The following is a 15,342-nucleotide window of genomic DNA, read 5'->3' on the forward strand; positions in this document are numbered from 1 at the left end:
ATGGAGGCGCGCAAATGGAAAATCGGCATCACGCAGCTTGCCGGGCTGTTGACGCTTGCCCGGGGACGGATAGCGGCGGCAAGCATCTTGATTGCGGCAGTGCTTGGCATCTACATTATGCGGCTCGGCTGGCTGCAGCTGATCGAGCCGCATCGTCCCGTGCAGGGGGGCATACATACGCTTCTGCAGCGTTCCATTATACAGCGGGAACGAGGCATCGTGCTCGATGACGGCCGGGGGTCGATCCTGGATCGCAGCGGCCGTCCCTACACGGGAGCGGCCGTGCAGGCCGCCGTCTTGTTCCCCGTTCATCGCGATTCGATACCATCTGAAGCGGTGCGCACGCTGGCGCTCTGGTTCCATACGACGGAGCGAGACGTGCGGGCGCGCTGGGAGAGCGTTACCGAACCGCTCGTATGGCCTTCGTCCCGGGACGGCAAGCTGCCCCATCCGCTCACGCCGGAGCAATCCCGGAAGCTGAATGCTTCCGGCTGGGACGGGGTGCGCTCCCTTCCGATCACGGTCAGGTATCCGCTCGGCAAGAATACGCCGCAATGGATCGGCTTTGTCGCGCAATCCGCCGGGGAGCAAGCCAAAAGCGGGATGTCCGGGACGAGCGGAATGTCAGGACTGGAGCGGTCGTTCGAGCCTCTGCTCCGGAGTCTCGGACCGACGATTCTCGTCCATTATACTGATGCGGATCAGCGCCCGTTGTATGGTCTCGATATTCGGATCCGGCGCCCGGACAATCCGTATTATCCGCTGCAGCTTGTCACGACGGCAGATCGCGAGATCGAGGCTGCCATCGAGCGAGCTGCGGATGAAGCGGGATTGACGAAGGGCTCTGTCGTCGTGCTCGATGCGGCGACGCGCGATATCGTTGCGATGGTGTCCCGCCCGGCCGCCGATCCGAATCATGTGATGCCCGAGCAGGGGGCCTGGAATAACCGGGCGCTCAAAGCGCTGCCCCCTGGCTCCGTATATAAGCTGTTCATCGCCGCTGCCGCGCTCGAAGCCCAAGTCACGGATCAGCAAGAGCAATTCCATTGCAGCGGCGACTATGGCAAATACGGTTTATCCTGCTGGCTTAAAGACGGGCACGGAACATTGACGCTCCGCGAGGCGTTGGCGGAATCCTGCAATGTCGTGTTCGCCGAGCTTGCCGAACGGATGAGCGCCGCCGGGCTGGAGGCATTCGCCAAGCGGGCAGGGCTGGCAGGAATTGTCGGCATGAGTTCTTCGGATGGGCGCGGGCATAATGAGTTGAAGCATTTTGATGGAGAGGAGGCGAGCCGGATATTTGCGGCGGGAGACGAAAATGGAACGATTGACGGGGGAGAGAAAGCGCAGCTTGGCATCGGTCAGCGCAATGTGCGTCTTACGCCGTTGGCGGCTGCCAATTATGTCGCCACGCTGCTTCAGGACGGAGCGGCAGGAGAGCCTCGTCTCGTCCAGGAGCTCCGCTATGCGAACGGACTGTCTTTCGCCCGCTTCGCTGCCGGAATAGGAAGCGAACGGGTGATGAAGCCGCAGACGGCAAGACAGGTGCGCCGTTGGATGGAGGATACCGTCGCCTATGGAACGGGACAGTCGCTTCGTCAAGCGGCCTGGCGGCTGGCGGGCAAGAGCGGGACCGCGCAGGCCGATGCTTATGGAAGCGGGCGGCTGCATACATGGTTCGTCGGCTATGGTCCGGTGGAGAAGCCCAAATATGCGGTGAGCGTCGTCTGTGAGGATGAGCCCGCCGGGACCTCCCACCGGGCAACCGCCTTGTTCGGCAAAGTCATGGATTTGCTCGCCGAGCATGAGAATTCCGGCTTGCCGCGCCACAGCACGAGGTAACGGCCTGTTCGGGCTTGCCGCGCCACAGCACGCGGGTAACCGTCTGTTCAGGATGTCCGCGCGGCTGCGGCTGCGTGCCGGCCGGAAAATTATTTATTGTCCGAATCCCGCACGGTTCCGTCATTCGCATCCGGTCCTTCCGGGAAAGGGGAGGCATCGAACTCTTCTTTTGGCATACGAATCCATTTGTTCAAATACCCTTGATCATAGAGAGCCTTGACCAAGATAAGAAGAATAGGGGACAGGACGACCCCGACGACACCAAATAACGACAAAGATAATATCATAAAGGAAAGCATCGTAAACGCAGACACGCCCAACGTATTGCCCGTAATTTTCGGATCTAATATTTGCCGGGTAATCAGCGTGACGCCCAGAACGACCGTGAGCCAAATAGCGAGCCAACTGTTCCCCGCGATGAACAAGTATACGATCCATGGAATAAAGATGACCGGAACGCCAAGCAGCGGCAGCAGATCGAACAAAGCGGACAAGAGTCCGATCAGCAACGCATTGCTCACGCCAAGAAGCAGCAGCGAGATGAAAATGATGCCGAATGTAATCGAGATCAGCTTCAGCTGTGCTTTCAAATAGGCAGCGATCCCTTTAATAACATTTTCCTTCAGAAATGTATACGCATGTCGAAATGTTTTGGGCGTATGGGTGCGCGCGGCTCTTCTCCACGTATCGATCTCGATGCTGAGGAAGTATGCCAGTATAATCGCGATGCCGAAATTGACGGTGAACGCCGAGAAGGAGGAAACATTATTGATAATCCAGCTTAAAAAATCGAGCGCGATTTGCGAGCCTTTCTTCGCGATCGTTCCGACATATTCATTCAGGCGCGTCGTCATGTCTTCGGGGAGCGCCTCGTATTTCTGATGAAGGAACGCGGTAATGTTCGCAAATTCCTTCTGAAGGACTTCAATATATTTGGGCATTCTCTGTTGGAGTTCAATCGCCTGCTTCATCGCAATAAAGCCAAGTCCAAAAATAGCGCCCAAAATGAGTAAAATAAACAGCCCTACCGACAGGGCGGAAGCGATCGCCTTGTTGACGCCGCGCCGATGGAGAAATCCGGCTAGCGGTTCAATAAGCATGTACACAATGAACGCGAGGAAAATAGGCTTGGCGATGGAATACAGATAACTGAAGCTATACATGATAAGGTAGATCGTCAGTATGAGCAGTCCAATGTCAAAAGCCGTTCTCCAATATTTACGGTAAAACGCGATCATAAAATAACTCCTTTGCTCCCGATTCTTTGCTTGGATCTCATTGTACACGAAAATGAATTCCAGTGCCTATTCTTTCATGATATGTTACAATAAACTTGACGCCTCACAGGGGTATAGATATAAGAATGAAACGGGGAAATTGGGATGGAAATCATTTTGTTATGGTGCTTTTACATCCTGACGTTTTATGCGTTTCTACCAGGTATCATCAGCCGATTATTCGGTTTCCGCGTGTTCCAAAAGGGCAGATCGGATTCGAAGCTGGCGCTGACGTTCGATGACGGGCCAGATCCGGAATATACGCCGCAGCTGCTGGATTTACTGAAGACATACAACGCCAAGGCAACCTTCTTTGTCGTTGGCATACATGCGGAGAAGCACCCCGAATTGCTGAAGCGAATGAGCGATGAGGGGCATTTGATTGGCATCCACAACTACGTCCATAAATCCAACTGGCTGATGCGTCCGAAAACGGTGAAACAGCAAATTCGCAAAACGTCGGATATCATTGTGTCCGCTACTGGACAACGATCTCACTATTATCGTCCTCCGTGGGGGATTGTCAATTTATTTGATTATGGCAATCTCGGTCATCTTCAAATTATACTCTGGTCCGGCATGTTCAATGATTGGCGGAAGAAGGTCGGCGAGGAACGGCTCTTCCGGCGCATGATGAAGCGTTGCCGGGGCGGAGAGGTGCTGCTCCTGCACGATTGCGGGCATACGCTTGGTGCCGATAAGGAAGCTCCCGGCATCATGATGAAGGCATTGGAGCGGTTTTTGAAGGAAGCGGCGGAGCGCGAGCTGTCCTGCGTTCGCGTAGATGAGCTGATCAAGGAGACCGAGAAGGAGAAGATCAGCAATCCTTCCTGGTTGAAGCGCGGCATTATCAGCGGCTGGCTTCTATATGAGAAGGCGTTCCATGTGCTGTACGGCCTCCAGACGACGAATCGCCAAGATCCGGTGTTTCATTTCCGGATCCGCCCGTATCATGGGCAGACGCTTCAATTGGATGACGGCATCGAATTGAAGCGGGACGATGAGTTACTGGAGCTGCATTTCGATAATAAGCGGCTGTACGAGATTGGCCGGCGTTCGCGCTCACCCGTCCAGCTTGCGATACAGATGATACGCGCCGTAGAGAAATCGTTGCCGGAGCTTGCGGATTATATTATGGATCATCCAGAGCTGAAGGCGAATGTAAAGGCGTTGTACGGCGTAAGCATGATTCATCGGGGACCGGAGCAATTCGGGTTCACCGTGCGGGAGCTGCCGCGAGGCTTATTTTCCTGGTGTACGCGCCAATATTTGCGTCTGCTGATGAGCGTCATTCATCCTCAAGGGAAGATGAGACTGAGAGAGCACTCGGAGCAGATGGTTCCCAAAGTGATGGTCATGTCCGTCGAAACGCTCCTTACCCGCTATGGCAAGTCACGCAAGCCGGTGATGGAGCCTCAGCCGGAGCGAATGATCATTTTAGACAAAGGAATGGAAAAAGCAACGCATTATTTGTAATTTTTTAGATAATAAGATAACGACGATGCCGCCCCATTCTATTGGAATTACATAACAATAATGGGGCTTCTCTTTTTGTTTCTTTTTTTGAACGGAGAATGCAAGGTTTATGCAAAAAAATGAAAGAACATGCAAATGAACGCCGGTGATGGATTTTTGTGAAATTTGTCTTCTCTAAGATGGACATTTTGACGAAAAATGCGACTATCCTCCGTACTCGGCATGCCGAAAACCGCGCGCTTCCCGGACTTTTCTACTACAGTTGATAAAAAAAGTTATCGTCATAAAACCACAAACTTTCAAATTAAAAAGCATAAAGGGATTTACAAAACCGAAATTATAAAGTAGTATTATGAAAAAATATTCGTTTCCTGCTCATGAAATGGGGGTTTTTTGCAAACTTATTTGACCAATGTTCTATAAAGCGTTAACGAACGTTTTTTACTCATCGCGATGATTTTTTATGTATACAACTTTATAACTACTTCAAGTTACAAAGGTTACAAAAAACATCAGAAATTGAACATCAGGGGGAGAATGAAGTGAAGAAAAGATTCAGCATCATCATGTGCCTGCTCCTGTCCTTGACGCTCGTGCTGTCCGCTTGCGGCGGAAGCGATAGCGGCAACGGCGATTCCGCAGGACAAGCTAATCAAGAGTCATCCAACAATGGTGGCACAGATAACGGTACAGACGGCGAGTTGGTCTCTGACGGCTTGATTCCGGCAACGGACAAGAGCAAGTCTCCAGCAACGGCGACAAACCGGACAGATACAGCTATCATTGGCATCACGGCACCTAGTGGTATCTTCAACCCGGTCTATGCTGAATCTGCATATGATAAATACGTAATGCTGTCATTGTTCAACGGCTTGCTCCAAATCAACAAAGACGGCACCTATTCCGAGGACTTGGCGGAAGAATACACAATTTCGGACGACAAGCTTACTTACACATTCAAGCTGAAGGACGGCTTGAAGTTCAGCGACGGTACCGCATTGACGGCGGAAGACGTTGCATTTACATTGACCGTACTGCATGACAAGTCCTATGACGGCCCGAGCGATATCATCAAGGACGCGGCCATCAAGGGCGGCCAAGAATATAAAGACGGCAAAGCGACTTCCATCGAAGGCATCAAGGTTGTCGATCCGAGAACAATCGAAGTCACTACGTTGGAGCCGCGCGCGCTCGCACTGGGCGCCATCGGTGACGTAGGCGTATTGTCCAAGGCATATTACGGCAAGGACTACAAGCAAGGCGATCTGTCTTATATGAAAGATTTATTCACGAAGCCGCTTGGTAACGGCGCTTACAAGCTGGACAAGTTCGTTCCGGGACAGGAAGCAGTATTGTCCGCGAACGAGAACTTCCATCGTGGCGCAGCGAAGATTCCGAACCTGATCTTCAAATTTACTACGGATGAGACGAACGCGCAGTTGCTGCAAACCGGTGAAACCGATATGGACATGGTAACCGTATCGAAAGACCAAGTAGAGCAGCTTCAGGAGCTGGGCTTCCTGGATATCAACCTGTTCCGCACGAACGGTTATGGTTATATCAATTTCAATCATAACAAAGAAATGTTCAAAGATAAGCGCGTCCGTCAAGCATTGGCTTACGGCCTGGATCGCGAGCAAATCGTTGAGGCTGTATACCAAGGCTATGCCGATGTTATCGACATTCCGCAATCGAAGGACTCCTGGTCTTACACGGATGAAGTAACGAAGTACGATTTCAATTTGGAAAAAGCGAAGCAGCTTCTCGATGAAGCAGGCTGGACGGTAGGAGCCGACGGCATCCGCGAGAAGGACGGACAGAAGTTCAAGATTACGTTCACCGCTTCTTCTCCGAACCCGGTCAATGACGCGATCATTCCGGTCGCCCAAGCGAACTGGAAAGAGCTCGGCATCGAGCTTACTGCAGAGCAAATGGACTTCAATGCCGTTATCGAAAAACGTAAAAAAGGCGACTTCGACATGATGTTCCTGGCTTGGGGCTTGACTCCGGATCCGCAATCGAGCGAAAATGTGTTCAAGACGGGCGGTTCTCAAAACGACATCGGATATTCGAATCCGAAGCTTGACGAATTGTTCGAAAAGGCCGGCAAGGAAGTTGACGTTGAGAAGCGTAAGCCAATCTTCAAAGAAATCTACCAAGAGCTGAATGAAGACTTGCCTTACATCTACCTGTATCAACGCCGCGACATGTGGGCAACGAACGCACGGATTCAAGGCTTCGATATGTCGCCATACCGCTTCTTTACGTATGATTTGAGCACTATCCAAATTCAATAACGACTTCAAAAGTGCTGCATACCGAATGCTCAGCCATCAGGCTGGGCATTCGGGTTTATTTCATGCTAGGAGGAATAATTATGAAACAATACGCCTTGCGGCGGCTGTTACAGCTGATTCCGACCGTTATCGGCGTGTCGATTCTGCTGTTCGCGGTCTTCGCGATGGCGCCGGGGAACTTCATCGATTCCAACCCGACGCTGTCGAAGGAGCGCGCAGCCGAGCTCAAAGCGATTCATGGCTTGGACAAGCCGCTCGTTGAACGTTATTTCACTTGGGCTGAAAATACGCTCAAAGGTGATCTCGGATTGTCATTGCAGCACAAACAGCCAGTCACCACGGTCCTTAACCGTTATATGTGGAACTCCTTTTTGATTGCCGCTATCGTGCTTGTGCTCAGTTGGGCTATTGCGATTGTAGTCGGCGTTTTTGCCGCGATCAAGCAGCACTCTTTCTTTGACGGCATGGTTACGCTGCTCGTCTTTGCGCTGATGTCGCTTCCGTCGTTCTTTGTCGGGTTATATGCCATCAAAGTGTTTGCCGTCGATTTGGCATGGGCGCCGGTCGGCGGAATGTACACATCAGGCAGCAATGCGACAGGGTTCGCGCGCTTCTGGGATCTGCTGCAGCACTTGGCGTTGCCTGTTGCTGTGCTGACGGCACTGAGCGTCGGCAGCTTGACCCGTTATTTCCGGACGAGCATGCTGGACGTTATCCGTCAGGACTTCATTCGGACCGCCCGCGCCAAAGGGTTGAAAGAACGCACCGTCATCTTCAAGCACGCGCTGCGGAACGCTCTGCTTCCTGCAATTACGCTGCTTGGGATCGAATTGCCAGGGTTGTTCTCCGGGGCCATTATTACGGAGAAAATCTTCAACTGGCCTGGTGTCGGCCGCATTAACTTGGACGCAATCAATGCCCGTGACTACTTCCTGTTGATGGGCTTCACGATGTTCCTGGCTCTGCTGACGATGCTGGGGAATTTCTTAGCAGATTTACTTTACAGAGTCGCCGACCCTCGTGTCCGGATGAAGTAGAAAGGGGAGTTATTTGTGTCTCAAACGGTAGCTGAATCCGTTAAAGGAGCTAATGTGCGCCAGGCCAAACCGGCTTCCCCGTGGAAGCTGGCATTTAAACAACTGCTGAAAAACAAATTCGCGGTCACGGGAGCAATCGTCGTTATACTTATGTTTATCATCTGCTTCCTGGGACCGGTTGTGTCTCCTTATTCGTTGGAGACGATGAATATCAAGAACGGCAACAAGCCGCCTAACGCCGCACATTGGCTCGGCACGGACAATCTGGGCCGCGACATTCTGCTGCGCGTCATGCTGGCGGGCCAAGTCTCTCTGCTCGTAGGCCTCGTCGCCATGGCTATCTCCGTGACGCTGGGCAGCTTGATGGGCGCGCTTGCCGGTTACTATCGCGGATGGGTAGATACAGTTATTATGCGTCTTGCCGACATTATGATGTCGATTCCAAGCTTGCCATTGCTGATTATTCTCGGCGCGATCTTGTCCGATATGAAGGTTCCGCCGGAGCAGCGGATATATCTCGTCATGTTTTTGCTCGGATTTATGGCATGGCCGAACTTATCCCGTCTCGTGCGCGGGCAAATCTTGATGCTGCGCGAACAAGAGTTTATGCAGGCGGCTGAAGTGCTTGGCCTGCGCGACCGACGCAAAATATTCCGCCACTTGCTGCCAAATACGGTACCGATCATTATCGTCGTAGCAACCTTGCTGGTAGGCAGCTCCATCCTGTACGAATCGGTATTGAGTTATTTAGGTCTCGGGGTCGTTCCGCCGACACCTTCATGGGGCAATATGATTTCGGCAGCGAACAATATGATAGAATTTAAGAAGCGGCCGTGGTTGTGGATACCGCCAGGAGTATGTATTTTCTTGACGGTAATTGCCATCAACATCATCGGGGATGCCTTGCGTGACGTGCTCGATCCGAAAATGAAGAGGTAGGAGATACGATATGGCAAACAATTTGATCGAATTTCGCAATCTGCGGACGAATTTCTATACCAGTGGTGGCGTCGTGAAAGCGGTCAATGATGTCAGCTTCTCGATCAGAGAAGGCGAGACGCTGTGCGTTGTAGGCGAATCCGGCTGCGGCAAGAGCGTTACAGCCATGTCATTGATGCGACTCGTCGCGCCTCCGGGGAAAATCGAAGGCGGAGAGATTATTTATAAAGGGCAAGACCTGCTGAAGCTCAAAGAGCGTGAAATGCGTCAGATTCGGGGAAATGAAATCTCGATGATTTTCCAGGAGCCGATGACGTCGCTCAACCCGGTCTTGAAAATCGGTGAACAGCTGGTTGAGCCGATTTTGCTGCACCGGGGCGGAACGAAGAAGGAAGCGCGCAAGCGGGCGATCGATCTGATCGAGCTCGTGGGCATTCCGCGCGCAGAGCAAATCTTCGACGCCTACCCGCATGAGCTGAGCGGCGGCATGCGGCAGCGGATTATGATCGCGATGGCCTTGACCTGCGATCCGAAGCTGCTCATCGCCGACGAGCCGACGACGGCGCTGGACGTTACGATCCAGGCGCAGATTCTTGACCTGATGCGCAACATTAAGAGCGAGTTCAAGACGGCGATTATGCTGATTACCCACGATCTCGGCGTCGTGGCCGAGATGGCCGATCATGTTGTCGTTATGTATGCCGGCAAAGTCATTGAAGAGGCGCCGGTCATCGAATTGTTCCAAAATCCGAAGCACCCGTATACCCAAGGGCTGCTGAAGGCGAAGCCGATTATCAATGAGCGCCGGGAACGGCTCTATACGATTCCTGGACAAGTTCCGAATCCGGTTGAACTGGGCGAAAATTGCTATTTCAATGACCGTTGCGAGCATTGCATGGCGGTGTGTACGGAGAAGCAGCCGACGCTCAAGACCTATGAGAAAGGACATAAGGCGTCATGCTGGCTGTATGAGAAGGAGGGGAAAGCACAATGAGCCAACAAGCCTTACTCGAAGTTCAAGATCTAAAAAAATATTTCCCCATCCAGGGCGGTCTCTTCTCGCGGACGGTCGGACATGTGCGTGCGGTTGACGGAGTCAGCTTCACCCTGCAAAAAGGGGAAGCGCTCGGCTTGGTAGGCGAGTCCGGCTGCGGCAAGTCGACCACGGGACGGACGATTCTTCGCCTGCTTGACAAGACGGAAGGGAAAGTCATTTTCAAAGGCACTGATATTCATTCATTAAATAAAAAGCAATTGCGCGGCATGAGGCCGCAAATGCAGCTTGTATTCCAGGACCCGTACAGTTCCTTGAATCCCCGCATCAAGATCGGGGATGCGATTGGCGAACCGCTGCTCGATCACGGTCTCGCAAGCAAGAGCGATATTCGCGACCGCGTCAAAGAGATTTTGACGATTTGCGGCTTGGCTCCATACCATATCGATCGCTATCCGCATGAATTTTCCGGCGGTCAGCGCCAACGCATCGGAATTGCGCGCGCGCTTATCATGAATCCGGACTTCATCGTGGCGGACGAACCGGTATCTGCCCTGGACGTATCGATTCAGGCGCAGATCATTAACCTGCTGAGCGATTTGCAGGAACAAAAAGACTTGACTTACTTGTTCATTTCGCATGATTTGTCCGTTGTCGAACATTTGTGCAACCGAATTGGCGTTATGTACTTGGGCTCGCTTGTTGAAATGGCTCCGCGTGACGAGCTGTTCAAACGCCCGCTGCATCCGTACACGCAAGCGCTGCTGTCGGCCATCCCGATTCCGGATCCGACGCGCAAGTCGGAGCGGATCGTGCTTCAGGGCGACATTCCAAGCCCGGCCAACCCGCCAGCAGGATGCAAATTCCATACGCGCTGCCCGTTTGCAAAGGATATTTGCAAGCAAGCCGTACCGGAATTCCGGGAAGTTGCCAGCGGACACCACGTGGCTTGTCATCTGGTCGAGTAGTCAAGTTGCCAGTCATCATGGCATACACCTAACTTGGAAAGCAAAAGCGCGGAAGCAACTCCGCGCTTTTATTGCGTTATTCAGTTAATTTAAGGGGCAAGACTCCATTTCGACGCTAAATAGAGCAGCGCGGCAGCCTCTTGGCGTGTCATTGCTTGCTTGGATTTGTAATCTGCCGCTCCGTCGGCCGACAGGATTACCTCAGGGCCGTAAAATTTCATGCCTACTATAAATTTGACCGCATCTTCGGCCCAGGCATCTGTATCCTCGGCCGTGCTGCCTTCGACCGTCTTGGCGCCCATGGACAGCATCACTTTTGCCATCATTGCCGCTGCCTCTTGCCGCGAAATCTTCTCCTTCGGCCTGAATAATTGATCCGCAGGCGCTGTAATAAAGTCATATTCTAAAGCGCTTTGAATCCATCCTGCTTGCGGGACCCCATTGATATCTTTGAGCTTCGCCGCATTTTTGGAAGGAGGAATCCCGATCCATGTCATCACCTGTTCCACAAATTCCGCTCTTGTTAGCGGCTCCTCCGCGCCAAAGGTTCCATCCGCTTTGCTCTGAACGACTCCCAACTGATGCAAGCCATTGATGTATTCCGCATAAGGGTGTTGATCCCCGATATCTGTAAAACGCTGAGGCGTGCCGAGCTTCTCTACCCAGACGAGCGGATCGGTATTGGAGTACATATACCCAATCGAACCGTCCGGATTGGCCTTGAAGGCAATTTTGCTGCCATGCTCATCTTCGAATAAGAGAGGCTCGATCGGTTGGGCGGTTTGCTTGCCCTTCACATTCTCTAGTACAAGCTGCCCGTCGGCGGTCGCATGAATTCGAGTAATAAGGTAGCTTATCCGTACATCCCGATATACGCCTTCGAAGCGTCTCAGCTGGTCTCGCGTGAGCGTAATATAGGTTTGCTTTTCTTGCTCTTGCTCTGGATAATACCGATCCATAAAAGCCTCAAACAGCTTCTCGCGCAAATTTCCGGACTTATTATAAACGATAAATGCGCCTGCATTTTGCTCCGGCAGCAGCCACAGCCATGAATGGAAGCCGCGCGGCGCAGCACCGCCTTTGCCGATTACATATTGTCCGTTATAGGAATCTTGATAACTATATTCGAAGCCATACGCCATATTCGGCACCTTCGGATGAATAGCGACATGTGTCTTACTCATCTCTTTGACGGTCTCTTCCTTGAGAATTCGGCTGTCACCTAATTTCCCTTTATTTAAGTAAGCCATCATAAACTTGGCCATATCGCTTCCGGTCGTTAACATGCCGCCATAGGGCATATCATTCGGGATAAAATTATAAGGCTGTGTAGCTTTGTTGTCAGGCCCGTACCCTACAGCTAACCGCGGGATAAGATCCTGCGTCAAGAGAAAATGGCTGTCGTTCATGCCGAGCGGCTTGAACATATGCTCCTTCATATACTGATGGAACGGAACTCCGGTCATTTGTTGAACGATATAGCCTTGAAGCATGGACGCCATATTATCGTACTTATACACTTCACCAGGTTTTCGGGTGACGGTAGGCATCCAGCTTTTTACATAATCTTTGAGCTTCACTTCTGTAGACAAATCATCGGACATCGAATCTCCGACAGGGGGATCGACGATATCGAATCCGGTCGTATGCGTCAATAAATGCTCCATCGTGACGGGGGAAGTCGTATTGTTCTTCATTTTGATATCCCCCAAATAATTCTGAACATCACGGTTTAACTCAATTTTCCCCTGCTCGACAAGCTGCATTACCGCCGCTGCCGTGAAGACTTTGGACACCGATGCGATGCGGAACAAGGTTTTCTCGGGATCGACCGGGATTTCTTTCTCGACGTCCGCATACCCATACCCTTTCTGCAGCAGCACCTTCCCGTCTTTTACCACGACAAATACCGCTCCCGGCACCCCCAATGCCTTAACATCCTGCCTCGCGAAAAATTCATCAGCGAAGGCTTCCACGTCCTGAGCATTCATAGCTGGTTGTGACTTGCTTGTTGAGCTTGCTGCTGAGGACGATGCTTGAACCGGAGCAACGCTTGGCGATAGCGTGGAAACTAGTAACAGCCCGGCCAATAGGGCCATTATTTTTTGCCGATTGCGTACATTTTTCAAAATAAACTCTCCTTTCTCTGCTTCATAAGAGCTATCCTTTCCCATGGATAACGTCATTGTATTATTCGAATCTGTCCCTGCGCTTTCACTTTCCTTACAATAAACTAACACTGTTCCCGCTTACTTTCTGATGCCAATGTCCGTAATGAGAACGGCGCCGGTCTCGGTTCGATCGAATTCAAAGCTTACCCTGCTCAATAGCTGCGGGTTGAACCGAGTGTTAACCTGAGAAAAGTCACTCAATGGAAAGCCGTAATTTTGGAATACAGGCTCTGTGGCAGCACCGGAATTGGCAAAAGGCGCTTTCAGCAGCTTGCCTTCAATCATCGGTACCAGCTTTGAAATATGACTTAACGGAAGACTCGCTTGGTTCCCGTTTTTATCTTCCACTTTGATTGTGAAATCAAGTAAGCCTTCCTGATAGGAGGCATTCTTTCTTTCGCTCTTGTCAGCGATCGAGAACACGAAAGAATCATTTTCTGCCAGATCTAGCCCTTTCTCGGGCAGGACGACCGTATAGGAAGCGGCCTGTGGATTGTTGCTTCGATCCCACCCTACCTGCACAGCGCTGTACAAATCCTCGCCGAATTTCATTTTGACTCTTGCTTCCTTCCAGTCCCGTAAATTCTCTCCCATGAGCTTGCCTCCGGGAAGCGTCGTGCTGCGTAAATCGATATCCTCATCGAACGAAGCGATCATCGTTGTCCGGGAATCGTTATAGTCGCTAATATACATCGTATCGGGAAGCCACTCTTTGGCATAGCCGAGATCCTGGAACACGGCTTCATATTCCTTCTTATTTTTCAATGTGGCATCCAAAAAAGAAGAAATCAAAACTTTGGCTGCCGTTTCCTGCTCTTCCCTCGGCATCAACTGCTTCAAATTAAAGAGATGGTTCCCCAATCCTACGCTATCGCCCCTGCTCCACACCCGGTTGAACTGGCCATGATTGGCCCCGTAGATGTATACGGCCGCCTTCATGTAATCGTCCTGGCCGCTAAAATGGGTCCGATGATATTGGCTTGAGCCGCGGAAGGTGTTCACATCCATATCATGTGATCCCTGCAAGGCCAGGTAATTGACATTTGCCGCCGGCATCGGCTTGCCGGAAGGCCGATACTGCAAGTCCGTACTAGCGATCGCGATAAGGGAACGAATATTGAAGTTATAATCGAATGTGATGCTGCCGTTATCCGGATGTGCGCTTAATTGGTTATAAGCAGCGGCAATCGTAATCGCTTCTCCGCCTCTGGAGTGGCCGATCAGCGCAATTTGATCCATATCCACCTTTTGATAAAATGGATTGGTTGAGTCCTGATTCCATGCCTTCCACGTCTTAAGATGTTCAAGCATCAGCATTCCTCGTGCAGGATTCTCCTTCTCCAGAGCACTGAACATGAACATGTCATCCCACGGCGAGACGTTCAAAAAATTCTCGTCGATCGACACGAAGATGTAGCCGCGGCTGGCCAGCAGTTGGCCAAGATATTCATAGCCCGGATCGGAATAGTCTGTCATGAGATGATTGCCATGCACAATCAGAACGAGCGGGAACGGCCCATCCCCTTCGGGATACCATACCAAGCCGTTTAACGGCATCGCATCCGGGCCAAAGCCTACGGTTTTCGTTCTCAGGGACGACCACTTCTGGACGAAGGCTGAACCATCTACAGGTTGGGTGACGAGCGACTCGGTTTGATTAAATTGCGTGCGATAGCTGTTTTGGCTGCCATACGTTCGTGTTTTAACCTTGTAGGTTCCTTCCTCGGCCGGATTGCCTAACAGAGCGTTCTGATAACGAGCTGCTGTTCTAAGTTCTTTCAAATGGACCCCGCGAACCTGCGCTTCGCCGTCATGAATAGTCCAGTAACCCGTAAATCCGATCATGGCCGTTGTCGAAAGCAACAGGACCAGTGCCGTAATCTTTTTTGTCTTGGTCGCATATTTGTATCCGCCCTTGACAACCTTGTACAGGGCCGCGCCCCATAGCGAGAGCAGAACGATTAACCCAAGAATATAAACGAGCGTCGTGTACATCGGTCCCATAAAACAGACAAATAACAGCATGAAGGCACTGAAGAACAACCATAAATACCGGGTTGGGATTTTTTTGGCCAGATGCAGCACCAATGCAAGGATGCCGCCCGCGACAGCGACGAAAATCAATGAAACGATCGTGCCGATAGCCAGGTCGGGGAAACCGCGCGCTCCTAACATATAATTGGCTTGTAAAAGAACGAAAAACAACGTGATGGCTCCCAAAGCGATCGAAGCACCCATCCATCCTGCTGATAAGGGCTTTACTTTCATTCGATCCCTGTTTACTCTGCCGGCCCACTGCCTGGCTCTCTCTATCATCCGCTCCATACCAAGAATCCTCCTA

The 15,342-nt window shown here is 51.5% G+C and carries 10 protein-coding genes; 7 read left to right on the forward strand and 3 right to left on the reverse strand.

Annotated features, from left to right (window positions below; genetic code table 11):
* Complete coding sequence (locus tag FLT43_RS24820; RefSeq protein WP_087441597.1) at positions 1-1,842, forward strand: peptidoglycan D,D-transpeptidase FtsI family protein; 1,842 nt, start codon at positions 1-3, stop codon at positions 1,840-1,842.
* Between the two features lie 89 nt (positions 1,843-1,931).
* Here the strand turns inward: FLT43_RS24820 and FLT43_RS24825 are convergent, their stop codons facing one another.
* A complete protein-coding gene (locus FLT43_RS24825) occupies positions 1,932-3,080 on the reverse strand; it encodes an AI-2E family transporter (RefSeq protein ID WP_087441596.1) in 1,149 nt (382 codons plus the stop codon).
* A gap of 144 nt (positions 3,081-3,224) precedes the next feature.
* Between FLT43_RS24825 and FLT43_RS24830 the strand changes: the two genes are divergently transcribed.
* The 6 genes from FLT43_RS24830 (at position 3,225) to FLT43_RS24855 (ending at position 10,830) form a co-directional block, all read left to right on the forward strand.
* On the forward strand, positions 3,225-4,595 hold the full coding sequence (locus FLT43_RS24830) for a polysaccharide deacetylase family protein (RefSeq protein ID WP_087441595.1): 1,371 nt from the start codon (positions 3,225-3,227) through the stop codon (positions 4,593-4,595).
* 542 nt (positions 4,596-5,137) lie between these two features.
* Positions 5,138-6,892, forward strand: coding sequence for an ABC transporter substrate-binding protein (locus tag FLT43_RS24835; protein ID WP_087441594.1), 1,755 nt, complete (start codon positions 5,138-5,140; stop codon positions 6,890-6,892).
* A gap of 80 nt (positions 6,893-6,972) precedes the next feature.
* Entirely contained in the window at positions 6,973-7,929 is a 957-nt protein-coding gene (locus tag FLT43_RS24840) for an ABC transporter permease (protein WP_087441593.1), read from the forward strand.
* A 15-nt stretch (positions 7,930-7,944) separates the two neighbouring features.
* Positions 7,945-8,868: an oligopeptide ABC transporter permease gene (gene opp4C / locus FLT43_RS24845; protein WP_087441592.1), complete on the forward strand. Its 924-nt coding sequence runs from the start codon at positions 7,945-7,947 to the stop codon at positions 8,866-8,868.
* 10 nt (positions 8,869-8,878) lie between these two features.
* Positions 8,879-9,862 carry an ABC transporter ATP-binding protein gene (locus tag FLT43_RS24850; RefSeq protein ID WP_006676968.1) on the forward strand — a complete coding sequence of 328 codons (984 nt, stop codon included), beginning with the start codon at positions 8,879-8,881 and terminating at the stop codon, positions 9,860-9,862.
* Entirely contained in the window at positions 9,859-10,830 is a 972-nt protein-coding gene (locus tag FLT43_RS24855) for an ABC transporter ATP-binding protein (RefSeq protein WP_087441591.1), read from the forward strand. The genes FLT43_RS24850 and FLT43_RS24855 overlap by 4 nt, the downstream gene beginning before the upstream one ends.
* An 89-nt stretch (positions 10,831-10,919) precedes the next feature.
* On the opposite strand, the gene FLT43_RS24860 is transcribed toward FLT43_RS24855, so the two are convergent.
* Together FLT43_RS24860 and FLT43_RS24865 are read right to left on the reverse strand one after the other, a co-directional pair.
* A complete protein-coding gene (locus FLT43_RS24860; protein WP_087441590.1) occupies positions 10,920-12,821 on the reverse strand; it encodes a serine hydrolase domain-containing protein in 1,902 nt (633 codons plus the stop codon).
* 258 nt (positions 12,822-13,079) lie between these two features.
* The gene (locus FLT43_RS24865; protein ID WP_087441589.1) at positions 13,080-15,326 is read right to left on the reverse strand and encodes a DUF2304 domain-containing protein; all 2,247 of its coding nucleotides are present in this window, start codon (positions 15,324-15,326) and stop codon (positions 13,080-13,082) included.
* Positions 15,327-15,342: the final 16 nt, after the last annotated feature.

The organism is Paenibacillus thiaminolyticus, from assembly GCF_007066085.1.
In the GTDB taxonomy this organism is placed as follows: domain Bacteria; phylum Bacillota; class Bacilli; order Paenibacillales; family Paenibacillaceae; genus Paenibacillus_B; species Paenibacillus_B thiaminolyticus.

Excerpts from the sequence above, each read along its gene's own strand:
- FLT43_RS24820 (WP_087441597.1), top strand. The coding sequence starts at position 1 with ATGGAGGCGCGCAAATGGAAAATCGGCATCACGCAGCTTGCCGGGCTG.
- FLT43_RS24825 (WP_087441596.1), bottom strand. The coding sequence starts at position 3,080 with ATGATCGCGTTTTACCGTAAATATTGGAGAACGGCTTTTGACATTGGA.
- FLT43_RS24830 (WP_087441595.1), top strand. The coding sequence starts at position 3,225 with ATGGAAATCATTTTGTTATGGTGCTTTTACATCCTGACGTTTTATGCG.
- FLT43_RS24840 (WP_087441593.1), top strand. The coding sequence starts at position 6,973 with ATGAAACAATACGCCTTGCGGCGGCTGTTACAGCTGATTCCGACCGTT.
- FLT43_RS24850 (WP_006676968.1), top strand. The coding sequence starts at position 8,879 with ATGGCAAACAATTTGATCGAATTTCGCAATCTGCGGACGAATTTCTAT.
- FLT43_RS24855 (WP_087441591.1), top strand. The coding sequence starts at position 9,859 with ATGAGCCAACAAGCCTTACTCGAAGTTCAAGATCTAAAAAAATATTTC.
- FLT43_RS24860 (WP_087441590.1), bottom strand. The coding sequence starts at position 12,821 with ATGAATGCTCAGGACGTGGAAGCCTTCGCTGATGAATTTTTCGCGAGG.
- FLT43_RS24865 (WP_087441589.1), bottom strand. The coding sequence starts at position 15,326 with ATGGAGCGGATGATAGAGAGAGCCAGGCAGTGGGCCGGCAGAGTAAAC.